This window comes from Actinomadura sp. NEAU-AAG7 (assembly GCF_018603865.1).
In the GTDB taxonomy this organism is placed as follows: domain Bacteria; phylum Actinomycetota; class Actinomycetes; order Streptosporangiales; family Streptosporangiaceae; genus Spirillospora; species Spirillospora litoris.
The window spans coordinates 414,565-440,297 of record NZ_JAHFZY010000006.1; the positions used below are offsets into that span (position 1 = coordinate 414,565).

A 25,733-nucleotide genomic window follows, 5' to 3' on the forward strand; every position below is an offset into this window, starting at 1 on the left:
CGACCCTCACCGTCCGCGAGGACGGAACGGTACCGGGCTCTCCGGGAGGCGCCAGTCGCCCCCGCGGTCCTTCTTCGAGTGGCGCGCGACGAAGTCGGGGACGTGCAGGAAGCAGGCCAGCGCGGTCGCGGAGAGGAAGGCGCCGATCGCCCGCCGGGTCATGGGCATGCCCAGGCGCAGGATGCGCGGATTCACCTCGGCCTGGATCTCGTCGACGAAAGGCCGCAGCACGGCGTCGTAGTTCGCCAACGCCGCCGGCAGGTCATCCGGGTGCCGGTTGATCTCACCGGCCAGGACATAGGCGCCGACCAGCCCGCCGGAAACACCCATGCCGCTGTAGGGAGAGGCGCAGTGCGCGGCGTCACCGACCAGAACCACGCGCCCCTTGGACCAGGTGTCGGTACGCACCTGGAGGATCTCCTGCGAGTAGAAAAAGGGGCCGGCCTTCATGCCCTCGATGAACCGCTCGGTCTGCCAGCCGGCGTCACGGAACCTGCCGGCCCAGAACTCCTGCTGGCGTTCGACGGGCTCTCGATGGATCGCCGATGCCTCCTCCGAGACTTCCCGCATGACGAAGTACACCTGCGTCTCGGCCGCGTTGTGGCTGCGGCGCATGATCTGGCGACCGCCCGGGACCATGTAGGTGTCCCGGATGTCGCTGTCGGACGCGATGCGCGGGACGAACCAGTAGGCCATGTGGATGCCGACCCGCCAGTAGGGGTCGAAGCCGTCCGGGAGGATCGCCCGCCGGATGCGCGAGCCCTGCCCGTCCGCTCCGACCAGGAGGTCGAACTCGCCGGACGATCCGTCGGAGAAGTGCGCGAGCACCTTGTGCTCGTCCTGCGTGAAGCCGTCCACGCTCAGGCCGAACGCGTACTCCGCGCCCTCCCTGGACGCGTCGTGGAGGATGCGTACCAGGTCGCCGCGCATGATCTCGTACTCCGACGTCAGGCTCTGCCGGCCCCGGCCGGAGGTGTTGGCCATGATCGTCGCCCTGGCCTTGCCGGAGGCGTTGACAAAGGCGACGCCCGCCTCGTCCACGAGCTCGCCGCGCACGGCATCGAGGAGCCCCATGCGCTCGACGGCCTCGATGCCCTGACCCCGGAGGTCGACCTGCGCCCCGGTGGCCCGCAGCGCCGGGAAGCGCTCGACGACGGTCACCCGGTGGCCGCCCCGGACGAGCCAGTAGGCCAGGGCCTGGCCCGCCACCCCGCCGCCCGCGACGAGGACCCGCAGAGACCGTGCCATGTCCCCCACCCAAAACCTATCGGTGAATGATTTTCTTCAGCGTCACCTATCGGCGATAGATTGTCAACATGACCAAGGTGAACCGTGAGGCCGTCGTCACCGAGGCGCTCGGCCTGCTCGACGAGGTCGGGCTGGACGCCGTCAGCACCAGACGGCTGGCGAGGCGACTCGGCGTCGAGCAGCCGTCGCTCTACTGGCACTTCCGCACCAAGAAGGAACTTCTGGGCGCCATGGCCGAGGCCGCGATGGCGCCCCACACGACCGCGCCGTTGCCCACCCCCGACGACGACTGGCGCGCATGGTTCCTCCACAACACGCGTAGCTTCCGGCGCACTCTCCTAGGGCGCCGCGATGGCGCGCGACTCCATGCCGGCAGCACCCCGACCGGAGACCTCGATCGGATCCGCCGCAAGATGGAGTTCCTCGTCGCCTCCGGCGTGCCCGAGCGTGACGCGCAGATGGCGATGCTGGCCGCCGGCCGTTTCACCGTCGGCAGCGTCCTGGAAGAACAGGCGGACACCCCGCCCGGCGACAGCGCGGATCTCCCGGCCGACGTCCCGCGAATCGACCACGAGTCGGCGTTCGAAGCCGGCTTGGCCCTCATCCTCGACGGCCTGACGCACCGAACGGCGGCAACGCCGCGCCCCGCCTGAATCCGCGGGGCCGAATCGCAGTAGGTCTCCTTGGCTGCGCGCGGCCGGCCTGCTGGAACTTCCCGGCTTTGAACAGCGCGTCACCGGTCCCGCGTCTTCCGTCCCCGGCGCGTGGGGGCGCGGGCCGGGGACGGAAACGGTCAGGACTCGTGCCGGAACCCGGTCGCCGCGACGACGGCTCCGAGAGCGGCGAGGATCCCGATGGCGGCGAACGCGGTGCGGAAGCCGTCGAGGCCGGTTCCGGAGACGAGGACCGTGGACACGGCCGCGACGCCCGCCGCGCCGCCGATCTCGCGCATCGTTTCGAGCAGGCCCGATGCCAGTCCTGATTCCGATTCGGTGACGCCGGAGAGCGCGCCGATCTGGAGCGTGGGACCGCAGATCCCGAAGCCGAGTCCGGCGATGAGGAACGCCGGGAGCAGGTCGGTGAGATAGGCGGCGTCGGCGGGGATCCGGACCAGCCAGACCATGCCGACGGTCAACAGCGCCAGGCCGGTGACCAGCAGGCGGCGGACGCCCACGGCGGCCGCGAGGCGACCGGCGGTCCACGAGACCGCGAACGAGGTCACCGTCGTGGCGAGCCACGCCAGACCCGTCCGCGTCGCCGTGTAGCCGAGCTTCTGCTGCATCAGCAGCGAACCGAGGAAGATGAACGAGAAGAGCGCGCCGAAGCCCAGGAGGGCGGTGACGTTCGCCGCGACGAGCGTGCGGTTCTTCAGCGCCCTGGCCGGGACGAGCGGCGCCGGTGAACGCTTCTCCGACCACACGAACACGGCCATCAGCACGCCGGCCCCGACGAACCAGGCGATCGCGCCGGCGGAGGTCCAGCCGTGGGTGGAGGCATGGTGGAGTGCGTAGACGAACGTCAGCAGTCCGCCGGTCACCGTGCCGGCCGAGGTGACGTCGAGGCGTCCGGAACGGCCACCCGGCTCGTCGGCCAGAAGGCAGGCGATGGCGAGGGTGATGAGCACGAGGCCGGCGGGAACGTTGATGAAGAACGCCCACCGCCAGCCGGGACCGTCGGCGATGAGACCGCCCGCGACGACGCCGACCGTCCCGCCCGCTCCGGCCACGGCCCCGAAGATGCCGAGGGCCCGGTTGCGTTCCGGCCCTTCGCGGAAGGTGACGGCCAGCAGTGACAGGGCCGCCGGGGCGATGAGCGCTCCGCCCAGCCCCTGGAGCCCGCGGGCCGTGATCAGCACTGCGCTGTGCTGCGCCAGACCCGCCACCAGCGACGCGGCGGTGAACAGGCCGAGGCCGGTGAGCAGGACGCGGCGCCGTCCCAGCAGGTCGGTCATCCGGCCGCCGACGAGGAGGAATCCGCCGAGCAGGAGACCGTAGGCGACGACGACCCACTGCAAACCGCCCTGGCTGATGCTGAGGTCTCGTTGGATCGAGGGGAGGGCCACATTCACGATGGCGATGTCGAGGCCGACCATCGCCATGGCTGCGCACGTCATCGTCAGGACGAGCCCGTGGCGAGGGCCCGGCTTCTTGCGGCGGTCGGAGGCCAAGGGAACCGCGGCGGTGTCCAAGGGGCTTCGAGTGTCAGGCATGGGTTCGGTGTCCTTTCAGCCCGCGGTGGTCGAGCGGTAGCTCGCGATGGGCCGGCCTGTGCCGGTGGTCAGCAACTGCGGCAGGCTTTTGGTGATGAAGAAGGTCCAGCCGCGCGAGCAGGCTTCGAAGCAGGCGGATTCCTCCGCGCTGAGGCCCTCGTGCGTGAGACGCAGCGTCGTGCCCTGCGCGTCGGCGGTGATGTCGAAGAGAACGCGGGTGTCGGTCCACTCGTCGCGGTCGTCGACGAAGGTGAGGTCGGAGTCCACGACGTGCCAGACCACCCGCCGGCCGGGCACGAACTCGGTGATGTGGAACCGGGCGAAGCGGATGCCCTTCTTGGCCCGGACGGTCTCCCCCGCGTATTCGGTGTCGTCGGTGAAGACGAACTCGTCGTGCAGGGCGGCGGAGTGGCCGATGAGGTTCTCGTTCCACCAGCCGCGGACGTCGGTGACGGCCGCGAAGACCTGCTCCGGCGACCGATCGACGGTCGTGGCGGCGGTCAGGTACTCGGTGTCCTGCATCGTCGTTGCCTCTCTCTCGGTGGTTTCGCCCCACCGACGAAGGAGGCCGCCCGGGATCGACATCGACCGGGAGGAAACTTCGAAAATCTTGGCCGCGCCGGCTTCTGTGCCGGTCAGAGCTCGGAAAGGCGGCCCGCCAGGTAGCGCCGTTCGGCGTCGGTCGGTGCCAGCCTCAGCGCCTCCTCATAGGACGTCGCGGCCTCGGCGAGGCGGCCGTCCCGGCGCAGCAGGTCGGCCCGTGTCGCGGGCAGCAGGTAGTAGCCGTCGAGTTCGCCGGACTCGGTGAGCTCGTCGACGAGCGCGAGTCCGGCGGGGATGCCGTCGGCCATCGCGACCGCCACCGCGCGGTTGAGGGCCACCACCGGGGAGGGCGCCAGCCGCATGAGCCCCGCGTAGAGGGCGGCGATCTGCGGCCAGTCGGTGGCCGCGGCGTCGGGCGCGGTGGCGTGGCAGGCGGCGATCGCGGCCTGCACCTGGTACGGCCCCGAGCGCCGCACGGCCAGTGCCTGGTCGAGCGTCGCCAGGCCCTCGTCGATCAGTGCGCGGTCCCACCGGGACCGGTCCTGGTTCTCCAACGTGACCAGCACGCCGCCGTCGGTGCGACTCGCGCGGCGGGCCTCCAGCAGCAGCATCAGCGCCAGCAGGCCGCGCGCCTCGGGCTCGGCCGGCATCAGGCGGACCAGCGTCCGGGCGAGGTGGATCCCCTCGGCGGCCAGCGCCCTGCGCCCGTCCTCCTCGTCGTAGCCCTCGTTGAAGATCAGGTACAGCACCGCGAGGACGGCCGTCAGCCGGTGCGGCAGGAGCTCCGCCGGGGGGACCCGGTACGGAATCCCCGCCTCAACGATCTTGCGCTTGGCGCGGACCAGGCGTTGCGCCATCGTCGGCTCGGCGGTCAGGAACGCCTTGGCGATCTCCCCCGTGCTCAGCCCCGCCAGCGTCCGCAGCGTCAGGGCGATCCGGGCGGGGAAGGGCAGCGCGGGATGGCAGCACGTGAAGATCAGCCGCAACCGCTCGTCCGGGATCTCCTCGGCCGGCGGCTGGGCCGGATCGCGCTCCAGCACGGCGAGCTGCCGCAGCTTCGCCGCCCCCGTCGCGTCCCGGCGCAGCCGATCGGTCGCCCGGTGGCGTGCCGTCGTCGTCAGCCACGCCCCCGGACGAGCCGGAACGCCGTCGCGCTCCCACGTCGCCAACGCGGCGGCGAACGCGTCCTGCGCGCAGTCCTCCGCCAGGTCCCAGTCCCCGGTCAGGCCGATGAGCGTGGCGACCACCTGGCCCCACTCGTCCCGGTACGCCGCGTCGACCGCGGTGCGGACCGCCTGCGGCGCGGTCATTCCCAGACGGGGCGGACCTCGACGCAACCCCGGCCCGCGTAGGGGTGGGTCGCCGCGATCGCGATCGCCTCGTCCAGGTCGGCGCACTCGATGATGTCGATGCCGCCGATAAAGTCCTTGGTCTCCGCGAACGGCCCGTCGGAGACCAGCGTCTCCCCGTCACGGACCCGGACCGTCGTCGCGTCCGCCACCGGACGCAGCCGCGCACCGCCGAGGCTGGCTCCCCGCCGATTCACCTCTGCCCCATATGCCTGATATGCCGGGCTTGTTGCTATCTCCTCCATGGTGGGCGACACCGTCTCATCGTCACAGATCAGCAACACGTACTTCATGAGGCCACTATGCCCCCGATCTGCTCGAACGCCACACCCGTGCCACCGGTCGGCCGCCGGGCGTCGGCCGGTCGGCGGTACGGTCGCAGGCGTGGTGATCGACAGCGCGGGCCGAGCCGATGATCCATGGCAGCGGAGATGGACGTGGGATCGGCCCTTCGCGCCCCGCTGGCTGCTCGTCGGATCCACCGGCACACCGCAGTTCCCCGGCGATGACGCCCTGGGGTTGTGCGCCGACATCGAAGGGCTGTTCGTCGATCTTCCGCCCAGGCGGCGGGAACGCTTCACGCTCCTGGGCTGCGCGCCGGACGGCGCGCTCGCCCGCGTCCTCGACGCCATGGACGCCGGCGCCGCGGAGCCGGAAGGGGCGTGGCTGGGCGACCTCGAACTGTCGGCCGCACCCGACAGCCCCGCGGCGTGGGGGTGGATCGGCGAGCGGCTGGTCGACCTGACCGTCATGGGCCGCCGACCGTCACCGACGTCCCCGGAGCATGTCGATATCGACCTGGAGGGCCTGGTCGATGTGCACGACCGTACCGAGGAGATCAGCCGCCCCAACGACGTCGCCCCCTTCGTGTTGACCGGCTCGGACGGTGCGCCATGCGGCACCTGCGCCGACATCACCGGCGTGTTCCGGGAGTCCGCCGAGCCGCCGATCCCGCACGTCACCCTGGTCGGCTGCCGTCCCGAGCCGCCGCTGCTGAGCGCGATCGCCGCGGTGCACCAGACGACGAAGGCGGGCCTGCGCCGCCGCCGCGTGTCCGCGGACGTGGCGGCCGTCGCCGCCGACGGCTCGGCGGTCCGGCTGGTCGAGGGCGTCGTCTCCGGGACGCTGGTGTCCAGCGTCCCGTCCGCCCTCGGCGCCGGCCTGGTCGAGGTCACCATCGCCAGCGAGCCACGCGAGCCGCGCCCGGCGGGGACCCGCGGCATCCTGGACCTGTGGTTCAACGGCCGGCCGGCCGAGCGGAACCTGTGGGCGCGCTATGACCGCGCGCTGCGGCTGGAGTGGGCCGGGGTGGCGCTGGCCCATCGCCGCCGCGACTCCCCCGACCGACCGGCGGGGACCGTCTTCCACCTGGACGGCCGTTTCGTCACCGACGTCGAGGGCTTCTACTGCGCCATCGGTGAGGCGGTCAACGGCCCGGGCGGCTACTTCGGCTGGAACCTCGACGCCCTGCACGACTGCCTCACCGGCGGTTTCGGCGCCACGGCGCCCTTCCGGCTGGTCTGGCGCGACTCGGCGGTGGCCCGCCGGCACCTCCTCGCCGGCCACGACCGCCGCCGGCACGCACCGGCGGTCACCTACGAGACCCTCGCGGAGATCCTCACCTCCCGCGGCGTCGAGATCGAACCGCGCTGAACGTCCACCAACGACGAGGGCCCGGCCTACAGGTGGTGGCGGAGGACGAGGTCGGCCGGGTAGGGGTCGAGGTAGGTCTGCTGGGCCAGGTAGTCGAGATCTTCGCCTTCGGCGTGGTGGAGGAGGAGGGCGATGGGGATGCTGAGCGGTGCCCGTCCCTGCCGGTAGGTCTCGATGGCGTTCAGGATGTCGTGCCGGCGGGTGTCGTTCAGGTGCTCGCTCAGCATTCCGAGGATGTGCTGAAGCGCGTTGACGTGGCGGCCGCGCTTGGGACGGACGGCGAACGCCTCGCTGAAGCGGCGGCGGTATTCGGTCTCCAGGTCGTCGCGGGCGGCGGTTCCCGCCTGGGCGACGATCCGGCCGAGCACCCGGTAGGCGGACGGGTCGTGCGCCAGGAGCTGGAGTTTGTGGCGGCTGTGGAAGGCGACGAGATCGCGGGGGCGCCAGTCGGCGGCGAAGAAGACGCGGAGGCGGGCGTGGGCGAAGACGCGTTCGACGAAGTTCTCGCGGAGGACGGGGTCGTGGAGCCGTCCGTCCTCTTCGGCGGGCAGGTCGGGGAGGGCCCGGGTGACGACCTCGGCGAACGCGCCGCGGCCGCGGCGGTCCACCGGCTGGCCGTCGGTGCGCTCGCCGGGTCGCCCGGAGGCGTAGCGCGGCAGGTTCATCAGGCCGCAACTGGGCGAGCGTGACTTGAGCACGTACCCGTCGAGGTCGGTGAGATCGGGGATGCGGTTCCCGGCCAGCGCGGTCATCGCCTCGGTGTGGTCGGCGGCGCCGTCCTTGGTGACGATGCGTCCGCCGGTGTGCAGCCGCAGTGTGGGACGGGGCGCGCCCAGCCCGATCTCCATCTCCGGGCAGACGGGCACCCAGTCGACGTGGGGCGCGAGCACGTCGGTGAGGAACCGGTCGCGGCTGTGGCCGCCGTTGTAGCGGACGGGGGCGCCGAGCAGGCAACTGGACACCGCGAGCCGGGCGCGTGGATGCGCGGTGGTCATAGCATGTCCCTCATCCGGTGCAGGCCGCGGGCGGTGCGCGCCTTGACGGTGCCGAGCGGGACGGCCAGCAGGTCGGCGATCTCGCGCTGGGTCAGCTGCCCGTAGTGGGCCAGCACGATGGCCTGCCGCTGCGGAGCCGGCAGGTCGGCCAGCGCCCTGCGGACGTCGCACGCGGTGTCCACGGCCGGAGCGGCGTCGGGCACTCGGGCGGCGTCGTCCAGCGGCACCGCCCTGCGTGAGTGGCGCGACTCGGCGCGCAACTGGTCGATGGCGCGCTTGCGCGCGATGGCCAGGACCCAGGGTTCCAGGCCGCGTGCCGGGTCGAAGCGGCCCCGTGACCGCCAGACCTCCAGGAAGACGAGTTGCACGACGTCGTCCACGGCGTGGCATGGCACCAGCCGGAGGACGTGCCGGCGGACCAGGGGGCCGAGAACGGCGTAGCACTCCTCAAGGGCCGTCTCGTCGCCCTGGCCGAGTCGCTGTCCGAGCGTCATGGCCCCCACCTGCCCGCAAAAATCGCTTCAAAACTTGTTCATAGTCGATTCGGCGGGCGGAAGCAATCCAGGCGCCCTAAAGGCCGTGGAATCTTTTCGCAGGTCAGGGCCGCGTGAACGCGGAACCGATCTCGGTGACCGCCTCGCTCAGGTCGGTCACGAGCCGGGCGGAGGACGGAAGCCGACCACGGTTCCACCCCGGCCCGCCGACCAGCAGGCGCACCGCCGGACGGGAGCCTGGGAGCCCGTCCAGCCAGCCGGGGTCGTCGCCGGTCCGCGCGGTCTGCGACCAGACGAGGACGGCGTTCGGCCCGGCCCGCCGGATCGCGGCGGCCAGCGCGGACGCCGGCACCCGCGCGCCGAGCAGGGCGGAGGAGATGTCCGCCTGCGCGAGCGCGGCGGCCAGCGCGTGCACCGGCAGGGTGTGCTGCTCCTCCGGCGCGCAGGCCAGCAGCACGGGACGGGGGTTCGAGGGCCGGGCGGGCGGCGCCACCTCCACCAGGCAGCCGACCAGCACCGTCGAGAGCAGGTGCTCGACCTCCACGCACTCACCCGACGCCGCGTACTTGCGGCCGATCCCCTTCAGAACCGGGACGATCAGGCAGTCCCACGCCTCCACGACCCCCCTGTCGGCGATCGCCGCCCGGACCGCCCGGCCCATCGCCGGAGCGTCCAGCGCCATCGCCGCACGGGCGAGCCCCCGCACCTCGGCGGGGTCCGATCCGGCGGGCAGGTCGCCCAGCGGGACCCGGTTGCCGCCCGCGCCGTGCCCGCGGGGGTGCGGCGGCGCGCCGTGCGGCTCGTTCAACGCGGCCCGGGCCGCCTCCGCCGGAGGGGCGCCCGCGATGATCGACCGCTGCATCGCCTCCAGCCGCGCGAGGTCGGCGGGCGTGTACCGGCGGTGGCCGCCGGGGCTGCGCCCGCTGGGGCCGATGCCGTACCGGCGGTCCCAGGTGCGCAGCGTGGCGGCCGCCACGCCCAGGTGCCGCGCCACCGCGCCCACACCCAGTCCGGGCTCCCGATCCATTGGCCCCGCCCCTGCGTTCCGGTCTCCGCGCGTCGCTACGACCGCACAGCGTACGATCTCCCAGAACTTCGCCGGAACCGTCCCCGGCGGTTGCGTTTCCGGCCAGACTTTCGCATCGGGTCGAGCAGCGCCGTGAACCGCGAGGCAGGGCGAGACGATGAAGCCGAAGAGCGGGCGGTCAGCGCGGCGGCGGCGACCGCAGGAGCCGGTCGCCTTCGTCCACGAAGGTCATTTCAGCGGGTCGTGGCCCCAGTTCATCAGCGAGTAGCGCCACCTGGTGTCGCTGACATCGCCGGAGGGACGCTGCGCGAGATGGCGGTGGACGTAGCCGACCACCTTGTTCATATGCGCGTAGTCCTGCTCGCCCAGATCCGACCGGTTCGCCCGCAGCAGCTCGACGATCCTGCGGCCCGACGCATGGCCCGTGGACTCCTTACCGCCCTCCGCCTGCCCGACCGACCGCGATTCCTCGGTCTCCAGCCAGCGTTCGAGTTCCTTGGGCGTCATGTTGACGACCTTGCCGAACTCGTCCGCCGCCTCCTCATCGGTCATCGGGACCCCTCCCGCCCGCGCTGCGCGGAACACCTGTGGACGGCCTTCTCGTTTCCCCTGCTCATGAGCTCGCGGTACCCGCCGCCGAGATGAGTAGTCGCCACGGAACGCCTGGTCGACGGAAGATGATCAGCTCTGACCGCCCGGCCGGTCCGCCAGGACGGCCTGGGCCGCGCGGCGGCCCGACACCAGCGCGCCCTGGATGGATCCGGTGTCGCGGTGGTCGCCGCAGACGTACCGCCCGGCGCGCTGCCGCACCGGGCGGCGCAGCCGCAGCGGCGGCGGCATCGCCGGGAGCGCGGCCTTGACCGGGTAGGCGGCGACGAGCCGCCACGCGGCGGTGTCCCCGTAGATGTCGCCCAACCGGTCCCGCACGCGCGCCTCGTCGGCGTCGAGGCCGAGGACCGAGGTCGAGACGAGCGCGCCGCCGTCCAGGGCGTACTCGGGTGCCGCGTCGGTGAGGACGAGCGTGTCGGTGATGACCCCCTCGGCGTCCAGGACCTGGACGGGCTCGTTCAGAGGGGACTCCGGGGCCGCGTGGTAGAAGGTCGTGACGTCCCGCATCACCGGCGCCTCGATCTCGGGCACGAGGGCGGCCGCCCCTGCCGGATCGGTCGCGACGACCACCGCGTCGGCCTTGATCGCCTCGCCGCCGGCCGTCTCCACCCCCTCGTCGGTGACCTGCCGCACCGGGGTCTCCAGCGACACCGTCCCCGCCGGCAGCCGGGCCGCGAGCTGTGCCGGTATCTCCCCCATCCCCCGCGCGGGGACGGCGATGGTGCCGCGCGCGAACGACCGCCAGATCAGATGGAAGAAGCGACTCGATGTCTCCAGCTTCCGTTCCAGCAGCACTCCGGCCAGGAACGGGCGCAGCAGCTTCTCGGTCATCTCGCCGGAGATCCCCCAGCGGCGCAGTTCCGCGGCGGTGTCGCGTTCGGCCCCGTCCCGGATCCAGGAGCCGGGCACCGCCAGGTCACGGGCGGTCATCGCGGCCAGCGCCGCCTTGTCGCGGGCGGATCCGACATCGGCGAGGACACCGCTCAGCGCGTGCTCGGGATGCCTCCACGGGAGCATCACGCGCTCACGCCGTCCCTCGTGGAAGACCAGCAGACCGGACGCGAACGGGCGCAGGTTCAGCGCCTCCAGGTCCAGTACGCGCCTGGCCTCGGGATAGGCGGTGTTGAAGACCTGGAACCCCCGGTCGAGGCGGAAGCCGTCGACGATGTCGGTCCGCACCCGTCCGCCGACTCCGTCGGACGCCTCCAGCACCCGCACCGGGACGCCCGCCTCGTGCAGGCGCACCGCGCAGGCCAGCCCGGCCAGCCCGGCGCCGACCACCACCACCGAATCAGCCACCTGGTCCCCATCTCCTGTGTCGCGCCCGAGTGGGCGGTCCGGGTCACCCATGCCCGTCCTGGGGGCTGTTACCCCGCCCGCCTCCCGGGCCCGGTCATCTGCGGGCATGCGGGCGCGCAAGACTCCGGCAACCCGCGCTTGCCCGTATCGGCTCCGGGTACGGGGCGGCCGACCGAAGGGGGACCTTTCGACCAGCACGCCGCACGGCTGAGGTGGGCGGTCCGGCCGTCCGCGGGCCGCTCACCGCGTGGATGCAACCGGCCGGACGCCGCGTCCCGAAGGACAGTGCAGAACCTATACGGACGACGATGGAGAAACAGTGCGTTTCCGACTTCGGGTGGCATGGGGCGACGGTCAGCGCGGGCGGCGCTGATGGCGGCGCGGAATCCGGTCGTGGTGGTCGGCGCCGGACTGGGCGGGTTGTCGGCGGCCCTCCACCTGGCGGCGCGGGGGCGCGAGGTGGTGGTGGTCGAGGCCGCGGACGAGCCGGGCGGGTGCTGCGGCACGGCGCAGGTCGGCCCCTACCGCTTCGACACCGGCCCCTCGGTGCTGACGATGCCGGACGTGCTCGCCGAGACGTTCGGCGCGGCGGGCGAGGACCTGGAGGACGTGCTGCCGCTGCGGCGCCTGGACCCGTTCTACCGGCTGGCCTTCCACGACGGATCCCGCCTGGACGTCGTGGAAGGCGCGCAGCGGATGGCGGGCAACGTCCGGGACCTGTGCGGCCCGGCGGAGGCCGCGCGGTATCTGCGGTTCCGCCGGGCGCTCGGGGAGATGTTCGACGCGGAGTGGTCATCGTTCATCGACGCGGACATGACCCGGCTCCGCGGTATGGCCCGTCCCTACGCGCTGCTCAGGCTGGCGGCGGCGGGCGGGTTCCGGCGCCTGGACCGCTACGTGGCCGCCCACCTGACCGACGAGCGGCTCGTCCGGGCGCACACCTTCCAGTCGCTGTACGTCGGGCTGCCCCCGCACAAGGCGCTCGCCATCTACGCCGTCATCGCGCACATGGACACCGTCGGCGGCGTGTACTTCCCCTCCGGCGGCGGTATGCACGCCATCCCGCAGGCGATGGCGACCGTGGCCGAGAAGGCCGGCGCGGCGCTCAGGTACGGCGTGCGCGCCGAGCGGGTGGAGGCCGGAGCGTCCGGGGTGACGGCGGTACGGCTGGCCGGGGGCGAGCGGCTGCCCGCGAGCCACGTCGTCGTCGCCTGCGACCTGCCGCGGGCGCACGCCGGGCTGCTCCCCGAAGCGGCCCGGGACTGGCGGCTGCGCAGGCCGCGGTACTCCCCGTCCTGCCTGGTCATGCATTTCGGGATCGCCCGGCGGCCGCCGGACCGGGCGCACCACACCCTCCACTTCGGCCGCCGGTGGGCCGGCGCGTTCGACGCGCTGGCGGCCGGGCGCCCGCAGCCCGACCCGAGCCTGCTCGTCACCTGCCCGTCGCCCGACGGCGCCGCCGCGACCGCGGACCACGCGACCCTGAGCGTCCTGGAACCGGTCCCCAACCTGACGGGCGGAGCCGACTGGGACCGGCTCGGCCCGCGGCTGACGGAACGCCTGCTGGGCCGGATGGCCGACCTCGGATACGGGGACCTGTCGTCGGCGCCGAGCACGACCTTCGACCCGCCGGCGTGGGCCCGCCTCGGCCATTCGGCGGGCACACCGTTCGCGCTGGACCACCGCTTCCGGCAGACGGCGTGGTTCCGGCCGTCGGGCCGCAGCCGCCGCGTCCCGGGCCTGCACTTCGCGGGGATGCACACCGCGCCCGGCGTGGGTGTTCCACCCGTCCTGATCTCCGGGAGGCTGGCCGCCGACCGCATCATGGAAGACAGCCGATGACGCTGACCGCGAGCTACGAGCACTGCCGCCGCCTCAACGCCCGGCACGGCCGCTCGTTCTATCTGGCCACGCTGCTGCTGCCGGAGTGGAAACGCCGGCACGTGCACGCGCTGTACGGCTTCGCCCGCCACGTCGACGACATCGTCGACGACTGCGGGGCGGCCGACGCGGCCGGGCGGGCCGCCGCGCTCGACGGCGTCACCGCCAGGCTGGCCGCCGCCACGGCGGGCGAGCCGGTGGACGACCTGGTGCTGCCCGCCTTCGTGCACACCGTGCGCTCCTTCGGGGTGGAACGCGCCGATATCAGCGCGTTCCTGGCCTCGATGCGCAGCGACCTGACCGTCACCCGCTACGCCACCTACGAGGACCTCCTCGCCTACATGGAGGGATCGGCCGCCGCCATCGGGCTGATGATGCTGCCCGTCCTGGAGACGGTGCCGGGCGCCGAGCAGACCGCGCGGGAGCCCGCCCGTGAACTGGGACGCGCCTTCCAGCTCACCAACTTCATCCGGGACGTCGCCGAGGACCTGGAACGAGGCCGCGTCTACCTGCCCCAGGAGGACCTGGCCGCGTTCGGCGTGACCGAGGCCGACCTCGCGGGCGGCGCCTGCACCCGCGCCGTGCGCGCGCTCGTGGCCTTCGAGGCGGACCGCGCCCGCGACCACTACCGCCGCGCCCTGGACGGCATCGAGCTGCTGGCACCGTCCTCCCGCCCCTGCATCCGCGCCGCCCACGAGCTGTACGGCGGAATCCTGGGCCAGATCGCCGCGGCGGGCCACGACGTCCTCGGCGCACGGGCCCGGGTGCCACGCCGGCGGCGCGCCGCGATCTACGCGCGGCACCTGCTCGCCGCGTCGGCCGCGGGCCGGGCCGAGCGGCGCTCCCCCGCCGGGACCGCCTGACATGGCCGGGCGACGGCCGCGGGTCGTGCTGGACGCGATGGGCGGCGACCACGGGCCGGCCGAAACGGTGCCGGGGGCGCTGGCGGCCTACCGCGAGCACGGGGTGCGGGTGGTCCTGGTCGGGCGGGACGGCGAGATCCGGCGGTGGTTGCGGCGGTACGGCGCCGCCGAGGGGGTGGAGGTGCGGCACGCCGACGAGGTCGTCCCCATGGCGGAGCGGGGCGGCAACACCGCCTCCCGGCAGGGGTCGAGCCTGATGGTGGGCTGCGAGCTGGCCAGGCGGGAAGGGCTCCCGTTCGTCTCGGCGGGGTCCAGCGGCGCGGTGGTGGCCTGCGCGGTCCGCGCCTTCGGGCGGCGCGAGGGGGTGCGGCGCCCGGCGCTGGCCGTGGCGCTTCCGACCACGTCCGGGTCCACCGTGCTGGTCGACGCGGGCGGGACCGCGGACCCCACGGCGGAGATGCTCGCGCAGTTCGCGACGCTGGGCGCCGCCTACGCGCGCGACGTCCTCGGCGTCCGCGACCCGGCGGTCGGCCTGCTGTCCATCGGCTCCGAGCCGGGCAAGGGGAACCGCCTCGTCGTGGACGCCGCCCGGCTCCTACCAGACCTGCCGGTCCGCTTCCACGGCAACGTCGAGGGCCACGACGTGCTCGCGGGCACCGTCGACGTGGTCGTGACCGACGGGTTCACCGGCAACATCGTGCTGAAGAACATCGAGGGCTGCGTCCGCGCCGTCCGCGCGCTGGCGGTCCGCGCCGGGACCAGCGACCCGGGCGTGCTGGAGGAGGTCGCGCGCCTCTACGCGGCCGAGACCCACGGGGGCGCCGCGCTGCTGGGGTTGGCCGGGACGGTCGTCGTCGCGCACGGCGCGTCCGACGCGGCCGCCATCGCCCGCGCGTGCGCGGTGGCGCGCGACCTGGCCGCCGGGGAGGCGCCGACCGCGGTGAACGGCCATCGCCCCGCGGGATCGACCACGTGAACGGATCAGGCCCGGACGGGACGCAGCGGATCGTGGCCGTCCCACGTGCCCTGGCTCCCGAACGGGACGAAACGCGCGAACAACTCCTCGCTGTACCAGCCTTCGCGCCGGACGCGCCCGATGACCTCGCGGTGCGCGGAGGTTCGATAGGCGAAGCGTTCGACGGCGGGCGCGCCGTCCCACAGCGAGAAGGTCGCCTGCCGGGCCAGCGGCCACTCCCCCGCGCCGACCGAGGCGAGGCACCCGTCCTGGCGGCGCAGCAGGCGGTCGACGTCGGGGACCGAGCGGTAGAACCCCACCAGCCGCCGCGGGCGGATCGACGCCCTGGTCAGCACGGCCACCGGTCCGGACGGCGCCGCGCGCGAAGCGGCCGCCGCCGCGGCGAGCGGGTCGGCCCCGCCCCAGCCGCCGCGGGAACACAGCGGCGCGAGGCGGACGTGCCACGCCTCCGCGGAATCCTCCCGCCAGCGCGCCGCCACCGGCGAGCGCTCAAGGAAGCGCTCCAGCGCGGGCTCCCCGTCCCACACCGCGAACATCGCCCAGCGGCGCAGGTCGGCGCCCAGGCTCATGGACCGGCCCTTCCCCGTGCCGAGGAGCCGCCAGAACCGCAGCCCGCCGGTGCCGCGCAGCACCGGACGGTCGAACGCCATGTGCCGCATCGCGTCCAGCCCCGCGTATCTGATGAGGTGAAATGAGGCGATGATCCCCGTGCTCGTGGCGGTCATCGGCGGCTACCTGCTCGGCTCGGTGCCGGTCGCGGTGCTCGTCGGACGCGCGCACGGCTTCGACCCGCGCGACGTCGGTGACCGCAACCCCGGCTTCTGGAACATGATGGAACGGCTCGGCTGGAAGGCCGCCGTGCCCGTCTTCGCCGGCGACATGCTCAAGGGGACCGCCGCCGGACTGGTGGGGCTGCTGGTGAGCGGCGCCGAGTCGGGCGCCCTGGGCGTGCCGGACGGCGCGAGCGTCGTGCCGGTGTACGCCGCGGTGGCCGCGGCGATGGCGGGGCACTCCTGGCCGGTGTTCGCCGGGTGGCGGGGCGGCCGCTCCGTCCTGGCGTTCGCCGGCGGGTTCGCCGTGATCTGCCCGCCGGCGTTCGCGCTCGGCCTCACCCTCCTCGCCATTGGCGGGACGGCGCTCCGCTCGTTCGCGTGGGGCACCCGCCTGGCGGTGTTCTCCCTGCCGGTGCTGCAACTGCTCTTCGCGCCGGTCGAGCAGGTCGCGGGCACCGGGGCGCTGATGTGCCTCATCGGGCTGCGTTTCGGGCAGGCCGCGCTGGCCGGCCGCCGGGCCTGACCGCCGCGCGGCCGTAGCCGCGCCCGCGCCAGGTGCGCGGCGGCGCCAGCACCGACCACGTCAGCCGGACGGCCGCGACCGCGTCCAGCAGCGGAGACGCCGCCAGGCCCGGCCCGGGGCGCGCGTAGCTCCCGCGCAGCGCGGCCACGAGAAGGAACCGCTGCGTCAGGAGGCCGAGATCGAGCGCGGTGGGGCGCCCCGCCGCCAGCCGCAGGACGGGCAGCGCGGCGGTCAGCCAGACCACGCCCAGGTCGCCCGCCAGGCGGGGCACCGAGGTCACGTCCCGCAGCCCGATCGAGCGGCCCCAGTCGCGCCACACGCCGGCGGCCGACTCGTGCATGTCCACCTCCAGCAGGGCTCCCGCGTCCCGGAAGGCGATCCGCCAGCCGTCGCGCGCGAGCATCCGCCCGAGCGCCACGTCGTCGGTCAGGTGGCGGCGGACCCGCGCGAAACCGTCGGCCTCCACCATCCGCGCCTTCCGGAAGGCCAGGCACTGGCCGTTGACGAGCAGCCGGTCCGGGTGCCGTGCGGGCGGCCCGGGGGGACCGAACCGGTAGACGAGCGTGGCCAGCAGCGACGCGTGCAGCGCCTGCTCGGACGCGCCGCCGCAGATGAACCTCGGCCCCGCGCTCACCAGGTCGTGGGAGTCCAGCGACGCCGCCAGCTCCGAGCACAGCCCCGGCTTGGGACGGGTGTCGGCGTCCAGCAGGACCACGATCGGCCCGGCCGCCGCGCGCACGCCCTGGTGCAGCGCCCACTGCTTGCCGACCCACCCGTCCGGCGGCGGCGCGCCGGTGACGACGACGGCGCCCAGGCTCTTCGCGAGCCGCGCGGTGCCGTCGCCGGACTCGTCGTCCACGACGATGACCTCGCTGACCGCCGGGTCGGCGAGCAGCGGCGCGACGCAGTCCTCGATGCGGGACTCCTCGTCGCGGGCCGGGATCACCACCGACACCGCCTCCCGCGGCGGTCCGGAGACCCCGGGCGCCAGCGGCGCCGGGCGGTCGCGCCCCCGGGCGAGCCTTGCCGCCACGACCCCGGCGGCGGCCGCCTGCGCGATGGTCAGGGGCCCGATCATGCCGTCGCCTCCCACGGACGGGCGGAACGGTGCGCGCGGCCGAAGTCCTCCTCGACGAGGGAGGCGACGATCCGCCCGCCCATCGCGACCAGCGGGAGCCCGCCGCCGGGATGCGCCGAGCCGCCCACCAGGTACAACCCGCGCCGGGGGCCCCGGTTCCCGGGCCTGCGCAACGGCGCGAGGCGGCCCCCGTAGGCGCTGCCGTAGACCGCCCCGCCCCAGGCCCCGTACCGGTCACGCAGGTCCGCCGGCGTGAACAGGTCCACGAACCGCAGGCGTCCCGACAGGTCGTGCCCGCGCCGCGCCAGGCGCTCCAGCACCAGGTCCCGGTAGGACTCGACCGGCATCGGCCACCGGCCAGGGTCCCCGGCCGGGACGTTGACCAGCATGGTCCAGTTCTCGGCCCCGGAGGGCGCCTGCGTCGGGTCGTCCACCGCCGTGCAGCCGATGTAGACGGTGGGGTCCCGCGCCGGTCTCCGGTGCCGGAAGATGTCGTCGAACTCCCGCCGGTAGTCGGCCGAGAAGACGACGGAGTGGTGCGGCAGCCCCTCCGTCCGGCCCTCCACACCGGCCAGCAGCAACAGCACCGACGACGACAGGCCGAGCCCCGCGATCCGGCGCAGCCTGCGCCGGTCCGGCAGCAGCCGGCCGTAGAGCGCCGCCGCGTCGGCGTTGACCACCACCGCGTCCGCGCCCACCCGCTCCCCCGAGGCCAGCCGTACGCCGGACACGGCGGCACGGTCGGCGATCACCTCGGCCACCTCGGCGCCGAGGTGCACCTCGACGCCCGCCGCCGCCAGGAGCCCGCCGAGTTCCGCGGTGATCCGCGGCAGCCCGCCCGGCACGTACCAGCCGCCCTCCCCGTGCTCGATCGCCGGGACACAGCCGAGCGCGGCCGGTGCCCGGTACGGGTTCGACCCCGCGTACGTGGCGTACCGGCCCACGTACTGGCGCAGCCTCGGGTCGGTGAAGAAGCGCCGCGCCAGCCCGTCCAGCGTCCGGCCCGGGGCGACGGCGAGCAGGTCACCGAGCCTGGCCTGCTCGGGCCGGCGGCCCAGCGGCCCGGTGAAGAACGTCCGCCGGGACGCCGCGAGGCACTCCCGCGCCCAGCCGTGGAAGGCCCGCCAGGCGGGCCCCTGCCCCGGAGCCAGCGATTCGACCTGCTCCTCCATCCGCGCCGGATCGCGCAACGCGCGTAGGCGCGACCCGTCAGCGAAGCGGTACCGGCACAACTCCTCCGGCTCGACCATCGCGCACCCGACACCCAGCTCCCTGAACAGGCCGGGCATGGTCAGCAGCGACGGTCCGAGCGAGAACACGAATCCCTCCCGCTCGTGCTCCGCGAGCTTCCCGCCGAGCCGGTCGAGCCGCTCGAACAACCGGACCTCGTGCCCGTTCCGCGCGAGCAGCAGCGCGGAGACCATCCCGCCGACGCCGCCGCCGACGACGATCACCTCTGCCATGCCCGCCGCCTCCACGCCAGGACGGCGAACGCCCCCATCGACACGCCCCCGACCGCCGCCACGACCACGTCCCGCGGCTCGAACACCGCCGCGAACGCCAGCGTCTCCATCGCCGCCATCACGGCGTACAGCGCGACGAGCCCCCGGGACACGCCCGCGGAGTCCTGCCCGACCACCACATCGATCACCACCATGACCAGGAAGGAGACCAGCAGCCACCCGGCGAAGTTGCTGAGCGGTACGCCCCGGTAGGCGCCGTCGTCCGCCCACGTCCACAACCCCAGCCGCAGCATCTGCGGGTCGAGGAACAGATCCCACGCCGTCAGCGCCGCGGCTCCGAGCGCCCACCGCCGCCCGCGGCGCCTCGGGGCCAGGGCCGTCGCGACCGCGTGCGCCGCCAGCCCCATACCGCCCCAGGCCACCGCCACGACGATCGGCACACCGCCGACCTGCGGCTTCAGCACCGGCGTGTAGGCGTACTCCCCAAACGGCACACCTGTGCGCACGCCGATCCACTCGGCCGCGTACCCCGCGGCCGCCACCGCGAGGAAGGCGCCGCAGGCCCGGCGAAGTCCGCACCGGGCCGCCAGGAACGCCACCGCGCTCGCCGCCAGCAGCACCACGACCACACTGGTCAGACGGACCGGCTCCGCCCGCACCCCCGACGCGACCTGTGCGGCCACCATCGCGGCCAGGAACCCGGCCCCGGCCGCCCCCAGAGCCGTCGGCGCCGTTTCGTCCCGACTCCTCCGCACGTATCCCACACCAGTTCCTTCGGAGCCCGGCGACTCCGCGGACGCATCCGTTCGGCAGAACTCGGCGAACCAGCGGCAGCCCGCGGCCGTGCGGCTGGTGCGATGACTCCGCGCGCAGGGCTCAGGGCGCCGCGTCCGGGTCGCGCCGCCGGGCGTTCCGCAGCACATCGTCGAGATCGCCGAGGCGCTCAAGCTGCTTGACGGCGCGGGCGGTGCGGTGGTTGTGCGCCAGCCGTTCACGGTGGCGGTGGACGAACTCCCAGTAGCCGGCGGTGTAGGGGCAGGCCCGCTCACCGGTGCGTTCGGCGGGACGGTAGGCGCAGGGGCCGCACAGGTCGCTCATCGTGTTGATGTAGGCGCCGCCGGACGCGTACGGCTTGGTGGTGACACGGCCGCCGTCGGCGTACTGGGACATGCCGATGACGTTGGTGAGCATCACCCAGTCGTAGGCGTCGACGAAGCAGCGGTGGAACCAGTCGGTCACCGCGGCCGGATCCCAGCCGCGCTGCAGGGCGTGGTTGCCCAGGACCATCAGCCTGGGGATGTGGTGGACCCAGCCCCGGTCGCGGACCTGCGCCAGGGTGGTCGACAGGCAGCGCGCCTGGACGGCGTCGGCGTCCAGGTCCGCGAACCAGTCCGGTACCGGCGCGCGGTGCCCCAGGGCGTTGGAGTCGCGGTAGCCGGGGCCGAGGTACCAGTAGAGGTTCCACATGTACTCGCGCCATCCGGCGACCTGCCGGACGTAGCCCTCGACGGAGTTGAGCGGAGCATCGCCCGCGCGGTAGGCGGCTTCGGCGGCCTCGACGCACTCGGCTGGCTCCAGCAGCCCGAGGTTGAGGGAGGCCGACAGCATGCTGTGGCTCATCGTCCAGTCTCCGGCCAGCATCGCGTCCTCCCAGCGGCCGAAGGTGGGCAGCCGCCTGGTCACGAACGCGCGCAGTGCCCGCCGGGCCTCGGCGCGGCCGGCGGGGAAGCGGCGCGGCCCGTCCCGGCCGACGAACGCGACGTCCCCGCTCCGCTCCCACCGGTCCAGATCGGCCCTGACCTGCTCGTCGATGGCGTCCTCCCGGGGCCGGTAAGGGGGCGGCACCGGCAGGGCGGCCGCGTCCTTGGGCGGGGGCTCGCGGTTCTCGGCATCCATGTTCCACCTCCCGCCCGCGGGTCGGTCGCCGTCCATCAGCAGGTCGTGCTCCCGGCGCACCCGCCGGTAGAAGTCCTCCATGCGCAACCGTCCGCCGCGAACGGACTCCGCCCATCGGCTGAACGCCTCCGGCTGGACGAGGAACCCGCGCGGCGGCAGCACCTCGACCTGCCGCAGGTCCCGAACGAAGCCGAGGGCGGCGTGCGAGGTGGGGTGGTGGACGGTCACCTTCGCGTCCCCCACGGCCTGGGCCAGGCCGTCGCGGTAGGTGTCGGCCTGGACGTAGCGCACCCGGTCACCGAGTTCGGCCGCGCGGTGCCGCATCGCGGACAGCATCAGATGCGCCTTGGCGCGGTGAAAGCGCCGTCGGCGGAAGACCCCCCGCGACTCGATCATGACGATGTCGCTGTTCGGCCGAAGGAAGTGCGGGCCCAACTGGTCCCCGAACAACCAGTGGAGCGCGGGCTGCGAACGGTCGTGAGTCCCCATGTGATTCCCCCGAATACCTGGACCCCGGCCCAGTCTGGGGCATGATCCGCGCCGGACGTAGGCGACGCGCCAACCAGCGGGGTCACGACGGGCGCCTCCGCGACGGCCGGCGACCTCGCCCCGACAGGTGCGGCCTCGCGCCTGTGGCAGGTCGGCGTTCGGCCGCCGCGAGGCGGTGCCGGACGGTCGACGTGGTGACCGCGACCGGCCGAAAGGAGAAGAAACCCCAGGAAGCTCTTTTATTCTCCGCAGTGGCGGCAAGGTCATTCGGGTGGAAGGGAGAAGTCTGCGATGCTCACGGGGGCACAGGTGGATCGTCGTCCGGCCGGCGCGAGGTTCGAGGTTCTCAAACAGGGCGACTGGACGGTGGTCACGGTGGTCGGCGAGGTGGACCTCACCGTCACCGACGTTCTGAACGCCCATCTCGCCGCCGCCATCGAGCGGGCCGACCCGATGCAGGTGGCGGTGGACCTGACCGACATGGTGTTCTGCGACTCTTCCGGGCTGAACTCGCTGATCCGCGCGCTCAAGCTGATCCGGGCCGAGGGCGGCAGGCTGGTGCTGCTGCGGCCCCGCAAACGGTTCGCCCAGGTGTTGGAGACGACCGGGCTGAAACGGGTCTTCGAGGTCGCGTCGGCTCTCCCGAGCTGAGCCGCGCCTCAGAGGACGCCTCCCCCGCCGTCCGGCCTCCGCCGAGGAGGCGCCGACGCCTTCAGAGAGTCCCGCGGTGGGGGAGGCGGACGACGGTGACGAAGAAGTCGTCGATCTGCCGGACCGCGCTGATGAACTGGTCGAAGTCGACGGGCTTGGTCACGTAGGCGTTGGCGTGCAGGGCATAGCTGCGCAGGATGTCCTCCTCCGCCGCGGAGGTGGTCAGGACGACCACCGGTATGGCGGAGAGGTCGGCGTGGGACTTGACCTCCTCCAGGATCTCCCGGCCGTCGCGCTTGGGCAGGTTGAGGTCCAGCAGGATCAGGTCGGGACGCGGCGCGTCGGCGTGCGGGCCGCGCCGGTGGAGGAAGTCCAGGGCCTCGTCGCCGTCGCGGGCGACGTGCAGGGAGTTGCCGACCTTGTTGTGCTCGAAAGCCTCGCGGGTCAGCAGCTCGTCGCCCGGGTCGTCCTCGACGAGCAGGACGGTGATCGGCTGGACGGCGGCATCGCTCATCGGGTGGCTCCTTGCGGGTCGGCGGTGGAGGACGGATCGTCGTTCACCGTACTGGCGGGGTCGGCGTCCGCGGTGCGCGGTCGGGCGTCGGCCTCGTCGGCGGCCGGCTCGGGTTCGTCGGGATCGGCCGTGTCCGCCTGGGCGGCGAGGGTGAAGTGGAAGCGGGCTCCGTCGTGGTAATCGGGGTCGAGCCAGATCTTCCCCCCGTGGTATTCGACGATCTTCTTGCAGAGCGCGAGGCCGATGCCCGTGCCGCTGTAGGCCTCGCGGCTGTGCAGCCGCTGGAAGATCACGAAGATCTTCTCGGCGTAGTCGGCGGCGATGCCGATGCCGTTGTCGGTGACCGTCAGATGCCACAGGTCGTCCTCCCGGGCGCAGTCGATCGTGACGACCGCCGGGCGCTCGGGATCCCGGAACTTGACCGCGTTGCCGATGAGGTTCTGCCACAGCATCGTCAGCAGCATCGGGTCCGCGGTGAGCGTCGGCAGGTCGTCCGGCACCTCGACCCGGGCGTCGGCCCCGGTGAGGACGTCGTCGAGGTTGTCCAGGGCGCGTTCCAGCGGCGCGCGCAGCGCGGTCTCCTGCCGCTGCTGGTTCAGGCGGCCGACCCGGGAGAAGGTCAGCAGGTCGTTGATCAGCACCTGCATGCGCTTGGCGCCGTCCACGGCGAACCCGATGTACTGGCGGGCCCGGTCGTCCAGTTGGTCGGCGTAGCGGCGTTCCAGCATCTGGGAGAACGAGGCGACCTTGCGCAGCGGCTCCTGCAGGTCGTGGCTGGCGACATAGGCGAACTGCTCCAGCTCGGCGTTGGAGCGGCGCAGCTCCACCGTCTGGGCGTCCAGCTCCTCGGTGCGGTGCCGCAGCAGCCGCTCCCGCGCGGTGGACTCCTCCAGGGCGTGGGTGATGCGCTGCCGCATCGCCTCCACCGCGTCGGCGACGTCGCGGACGTCGGCGGGCCCGTGCGCCTCGATCTCATGGGAGAAGTCGCCGTCGGCGACCCGCCGGGACGCGGCGCGCAGCATCCGCAGCGGCCGGCCCACCGTGTAGTGCAGCAGCCCCGCCAGCAGCACCGCGGTGATCAGCAGCACCGCGAACAATGCCGCCATCGTCCAGTTCCGCACGGTGCGGGTGTGCCGCAACTCGGCGTGTCCCTCGGCGCGTGCCTCGCTCAGGTGCCCGTTCTGTGCGACCCATGTGGCGCGGACGGCGTCGAAGGCCGGTTTGCCCCGGGAGGCGGTGGCGGACGCGTCCTTCCCGGGGCCGCGCTCGGCGACCTGCCCGATCACGACGGAGCCGTAGTCGCGGCGCCAGGTCTGGATCGCTCGCTGCGCGGCCTCCACGTCGGCGAGCAGCCGCGGCTCGTCCGCCAGCAGCCGGCGCAGCCGGTCGGTGGACTCGCGCTCGGTGGCCAGCCCATCGGTGTAGGGCCGCAGGTACTGCCGGTCGCCGGACAGCGCGTAGCCGCGGACGCCGGTCTCCTGGTTCAGCATGGCCATCTGCGACCGGGCCGCCTCGATCTGGGCCGGCGCGATGCGGTCCACCAGCCGGTCGGAGGCGCGGCTGGTCCGTTCGAGCTGGGAGTGCACCACCAGCGCGGCGGTCAGGGTGAGCACACCGATGATCAGCGCGGCGAGCATGAACCACGACCGGACGCTCAGCCCCCGCCGGCCGGGAGAGGAGGCGGGACGGGCACCGGAGGCCGTGTCGTTCGAAGCGTTCATGCGGTGGTCCATCCCAGGTGGATGACGGCGACATCGTCGTCGAGGCCGCCGTGCGGAGCCGACGCCGTCTCGACGTCGGCGATGAGCGCGTCGACGAAGGGCACGGGGGCGCGGTCGCGGTGGCGCCGCGCGATCTGGACGAGCCCCGAGACGTCCAGGCGTTGCCCGTCGGCGCTGATCTGCCCCTCGAACAGGCCGTCGGTGAACAGCACCATGGACGCGCCGTCCGGGAGCGAGACCTCGTGCTCCTGCCAGGCGCCCATCCCCGGGACCATGCCGACCCCGAGCCCGCCCGGCGGCTGGACCAGCTCCACCGACCCGCCGCCGTGGACGAGGAACCCCGGGTGCCCGGCGCGCACGATCCGCGCCGTCGGATCGCCCGGGAGCGCCGTCACCGTGGTGAGCGTGACGAAGGTCTCCGTGCCGTCGCGCTCGGCGACCAGCAGATCCTCCAGCAGCTCGACCAGCCGGACCCCGCGGATCCCGGCCAGGATGAACGAGCGCCAGCCGACCCGCAGGCTGACACCGAGCGCCGCCGAGGCCGGGTCGTGCCCGGCCACGTCGCCGATCACCGCGTGCACCCGCCCGTCGCTGGTCTCCATCACGTCGTAGAAGTCGCCGCCCAGCAGCGACTGCGCCCGTCCCGGCCGGTAGCGGGCCACCACCCGCAGCCGCGGATCGGCCACCCGCGGAGTCGGCAGCAGCCCCCGCTCCAGCCGGGCGTTCTCCTGCGCCCGCATCTGCTCGACCTGGAGCGCCGCGACCGCCTGCTGCGCCTGCCGGCGCTGCACCGCGTACCGGATCGCCCGACCGAGCCCGTCCGGCTCCAGTTGCCCCTTGAACAGGTAGTCCTGCGCGCCCGCGGCGACCGCGGCCGTCCCGGCCTGCGACTCGGCCAGCCCGGTCAGGACCACCACCGTCACGCCCGGCGCCCATCCGAGGACCCGCCGCAGCACCGACAGCCCCTGCGACTCGCCCAGGTTCAGGTCGAGCAGGACGCAGTCGGGGGCCGGGGAGGCGGTCAGCGGCTCGTGCGCCTCCGGAAGCGACCGCACCCACCGCAGGTCGACGCGCATGCCGGTGTCGGCGAGGGTGTCCTCGACCAGGATCGCATCGGCCGGGTCGTCCTCCACGAGCAGCACGGACAGACCCTCCAGATCACGCGGGGCGTCGGGGAACGCGGCGGCGTTCCCCGCGACCCGCTCGGCCGTGGATGTAACCGTCTCGGGGGAGACGGCGTCCAGATGACCGGCCACAGTTCTCTCCCAACCCTGGTCCAGGACGCGGGTCGCATCGGCGATCAATCAACGCAGCGCAGATATTAGCCGTTGTTCGAGCCGAACAAACGGCGCGACCCCGCCGAGAGCATCGCGACCACCGCGTCCGCCTGTTCCCTGGACCACACCGGCGCCCGCCGTCCTCCGCGACCGAGTCCTCCCCCGTCCCCCGGCCTGGACGTCTTGGACGGGCTTCCCCGCT

General features: G+C 73.5%; 25 protein-coding genes. 7 read left to right on the forward strand and 18 right to left on the reverse strand.

The features are described from left to right. Nucleotides 1-6: 6 nt before the first annotated feature. Nucleotides 7-1,248 carry an FAD-dependent monooxygenase gene (locus tag KLI87_RS28275; RefSeq protein ID WP_214619369.1) on the reverse strand — a complete coding sequence of 414 codons (1,242 nt, stop codon included), beginning with the start codon at nt 1,246-1,248 and terminating at the stop codon, nt 7-9. Between the two features lie 68 nt (nt 1,249-1,316). On the opposite strand from KLI87_RS28275, the gene KLI87_RS28280 reads away from it, so the two are divergent. After that, entirely contained in the window at nt 1,317-1,901 is a 585-nt protein-coding gene (locus KLI87_RS28280) for a TetR/AcrR family transcriptional regulator C-terminal domain-containing protein (RefSeq protein WP_250904296.1), read from the forward strand. A 140-nt stretch (nt 1,902-2,041) separates the two neighbouring features. Here the strand turns inward: KLI87_RS28280 and KLI87_RS28285 are convergent, their stop codons facing one another. From KLI87_RS28285 to KLI87_RS28300, 4 genes are all read right to left on the reverse strand, one after another. Then, nucleotides 2,042-3,457 (reverse strand): MFS transporter, encoded by a 1,416-nt coding sequence (locus KLI87_RS28285; protein WP_214619370.1) that lies wholly within the window; start codon nt 3,455-3,457, stop codon nt 2,042-2,044. Between the two features lie 15 nt (nt 3,458-3,472). Beyond that, on the reverse strand, nt 3,473-3,979 hold the full coding sequence (locus tag KLI87_RS28290) for an SRPBCC domain-containing protein (protein ID WP_156216518.1): 507 nt from the start codon (nt 3,977-3,979) through the stop codon (nt 3,473-3,475). 113 nt (nt 3,980-4,092) lie between these two features. Continuing rightward, nucleotides 4,093-5,310 carry an RNA polymerase sigma factor gene (locus KLI87_RS28295; protein ID WP_214619371.1) on the reverse strand — a complete coding sequence of 406 codons (1,218 nt, stop codon included), beginning with the start codon at nt 5,308-5,310 and terminating at the stop codon, nt 4,093-4,095. Beyond that, entirely contained in the window at nt 5,307-5,642 is a 336-nt protein-coding gene (locus KLI87_RS28300) for a YciI family protein (RefSeq protein ID WP_156216516.1), read from the reverse strand. The genes KLI87_RS28295 and KLI87_RS28300 overlap by 4 nt, the downstream gene beginning before the upstream one ends. 91 nt (nt 5,643-5,733) lie before the next feature. Between KLI87_RS28300 and KLI87_RS28305 the strand changes: the two genes are divergently transcribed. Next, a complete protein-coding gene (locus tag KLI87_RS28305) occupies nt 5,734-7,002 on the forward strand; it encodes a barstar family protein (protein ID WP_214619372.1) in 1,269 nt (422 codons plus the stop codon). Between the two features lie 26 nt (nt 7,003-7,028). On the opposite strand, the gene KLI87_RS28310 is transcribed toward KLI87_RS28305, so the two are convergent. From KLI87_RS28310 to KLI87_RS28330, 5 genes are all read right to left on the reverse strand, one after another. Further along, on the reverse strand, nt 7,029-7,997 hold the full coding sequence (locus KLI87_RS28310; protein ID WP_214619373.1) for a DUF523 and DUF1722 domain-containing protein: 969 nt from the start codon (nt 7,995-7,997) through the stop codon (nt 7,029-7,031). Further along, nucleotides 7,994-8,491 (reverse strand): RNA polymerase sigma factor, encoded by a 498-nt coding sequence (locus KLI87_RS28315; RefSeq protein WP_214619374.1) that lies wholly within the window; start codon nt 8,489-8,491, stop codon nt 7,994-7,996. The genes KLI87_RS28310 and KLI87_RS28315 overlap by 4 nt, the downstream gene beginning before the upstream one ends. Nucleotides 8,492-8,594: 103 nt before the next feature. After that, nucleotides 8,595-9,518: a MerR family transcriptional regulator gene (locus KLI87_RS28320; protein WP_156216513.1), complete on the reverse strand. Its 924-nt coding sequence runs from the start codon at nt 9,516-9,518 to the stop codon at nt 8,595-8,597. A 228-nt stretch (nt 9,519-9,746) separates the two neighbouring features. Further along, nucleotides 9,747-10,070, reverse strand: a complete 324-nt coding sequence (locus KLI87_RS28325) for a DUF3140 domain-containing protein (RefSeq protein WP_214619375.1) — start codon at nt 10,068-10,070, stop codon at nt 9,747-9,749. Between the two features lie 129 nt (nt 10,071-10,199). After that, nucleotides 10,200-11,426: an NAD(P)/FAD-dependent oxidoreductase gene (locus tag KLI87_RS28330; RefSeq protein ID WP_308166254.1), complete on the reverse strand. Its 1,227-nt coding sequence runs from the start codon at nt 11,424-11,426 to the stop codon at nt 10,200-10,202. A gap of 342 nt (nt 11,427-11,768) precedes the next feature. On the opposite strand from KLI87_RS28330, the gene crtI reads away from it, so the two are divergent. Genes crtI through KLI87_RS28345 form a run of 3 tightly spaced genes read left to right on the forward strand, consistent with a single transcriptional unit; the run spans nt 11,769 to nt 15,146 of the window. After that, nucleotides 11,769-13,268 carry a phytoene desaturase family protein gene (crtI, locus tag KLI87_RS28335; RefSeq protein WP_250904297.1) on the forward strand — a complete coding sequence of 500 codons (1,500 nt, stop codon included), beginning with the start codon at nt 11,769-11,771 and terminating at the stop codon, nt 13,266-13,268. Further along, entirely contained in the window at nt 13,265-14,170 is a 906-nt protein-coding gene (locus tag KLI87_RS28340) for a phytoene/squalene synthase family protein (RefSeq protein ID WP_214619377.1), read from the forward strand. Before crtI ends, KLI87_RS28340 begins: the two co-directional genes overlap by 4 nt. A gap of 1 nt (nt 14,171) precedes the next feature. Further along, the gene (locus KLI87_RS28345) at nt 14,172-15,146 is read left to right on the forward strand and encodes a phosphate acyltransferase (RefSeq protein ID WP_156216509.1); all 975 of its coding nucleotides are present in this window, start codon (nt 14,172-14,174) and stop codon (nt 15,144-15,146) included. A gap of 5 nt (nt 15,147-15,151) precedes the next feature. Here KLI87_RS28345 and KLI87_RS28350 read toward each other — a convergent pair whose 3' ends face one another. Then, the gene (locus KLI87_RS28350) at nt 15,152-15,871 is read right to left on the reverse strand and encodes a spheroidene monooxygenase (protein ID WP_250904298.1); all 720 of its coding nucleotides are present in this window, start codon (nt 15,869-15,871) and stop codon (nt 15,152-15,154) included. On the opposite strand from KLI87_RS28350, the gene KLI87_RS28355 reads away from it, so the two are divergent. Further along, entirely contained in the window at nt 15,846-16,442 is a 597-nt protein-coding gene (locus tag KLI87_RS28355) for a glycerol-3-phosphate acyltransferase (RefSeq protein ID WP_214619378.1), read from the forward strand. The genes KLI87_RS28350 and KLI87_RS28355 overlap by 26 nt on opposite strands. Here the strand turns inward: KLI87_RS28355 and KLI87_RS28360 are convergent. The 4 genes from KLI87_RS28360 to KLI87_RS28375 form a co-directional block, all read right to left on the reverse strand. Continuing rightward, entirely contained in the window at nt 16,393-17,520 is a 1,128-nt protein-coding gene (locus tag KLI87_RS28360) for a glycosyltransferase family 2 protein (protein WP_214619379.1), read from the reverse strand. The two genes, KLI87_RS28355 and KLI87_RS28360, sit on opposite strands and share 50 nt — an antisense overlap. Then, the gene (locus KLI87_RS28365) at nt 17,517-18,983 is read right to left on the reverse strand and encodes an NAD(P)/FAD-dependent oxidoreductase (protein ID WP_214619380.1); all 1,467 of its coding nucleotides are present in this window, start codon (nt 18,981-18,983) and stop codon (nt 17,517-17,519) included. The genes KLI87_RS28360 and KLI87_RS28365 overlap by 4 nt, the downstream gene beginning before the upstream one ends. After that, complete coding sequence (locus KLI87_RS28370; protein WP_308166256.1) at nt 18,971-19,747, reverse strand: carotenoid biosynthesis protein; 777 nt, start codon at nt 19,745-19,747, stop codon at nt 18,971-18,973. The genes KLI87_RS28365 and KLI87_RS28370 overlap by 13 nt, the downstream gene beginning before the upstream one ends. Before the next feature lie 112 nt (nt 19,748-19,859). Further along, nucleotides 19,860-21,635, reverse strand: coding sequence for a cryptochrome/photolyase family protein (locus KLI87_RS28375; protein ID WP_308166257.1), 1,776 nt, complete (start codon nt 21,633-21,635; stop codon nt 19,860-19,862). A gap of 24 nt (nt 21,636-21,659) precedes the next feature. Here KLI87_RS28375 and KLI87_RS28380 point away from each other — a divergent pair, with 24 nt between their 5' ends. Then, on the forward strand, nt 21,660-22,019 hold the full coding sequence (locus KLI87_RS28380; protein ID WP_156216504.1) for an STAS domain-containing protein: 360 nt from the start codon (nt 21,660-21,662) through the stop codon (nt 22,017-22,019). Between the two features lie 61 nt (nt 22,020-22,080). Here KLI87_RS28380 and KLI87_RS28385 read toward each other — a convergent pair whose 3' ends face one another. The 3 genes from KLI87_RS28385 to KLI87_RS28395 are packed head-to-tail and all read right to left on the reverse strand — an operon-like array spanning nt 22,081 to nt 25,510. Beyond that, nucleotides 22,081-22,533 (reverse strand): response regulator, encoded by a 453-nt coding sequence (locus tag KLI87_RS28385; RefSeq protein ID WP_156216503.1) that lies wholly within the window; start codon nt 22,531-22,533, stop codon nt 22,081-22,083. Next, nucleotides 22,530-24,254, reverse strand: a complete 1,725-nt coding sequence (locus KLI87_RS28390; protein ID WP_214619382.1) for an ATP-binding protein — start codon at nt 24,252-24,254, stop codon at nt 22,530-22,532. The genes KLI87_RS28385 and KLI87_RS28390 overlap by 4 nt, the downstream gene beginning before the upstream one ends. Further along, complete coding sequence (locus tag KLI87_RS28395) at nt 24,251-25,510, reverse strand: SpoIIE family protein phosphatase (protein WP_308166258.1); 1,260 nt, start codon at nt 25,508-25,510, stop codon at nt 24,251-24,253. Before KLI87_RS28395 ends, KLI87_RS28390 begins: the two co-directional genes overlap by 4 nt. Nucleotides 25,511-25,733: the final 223 nt, after the last annotated feature.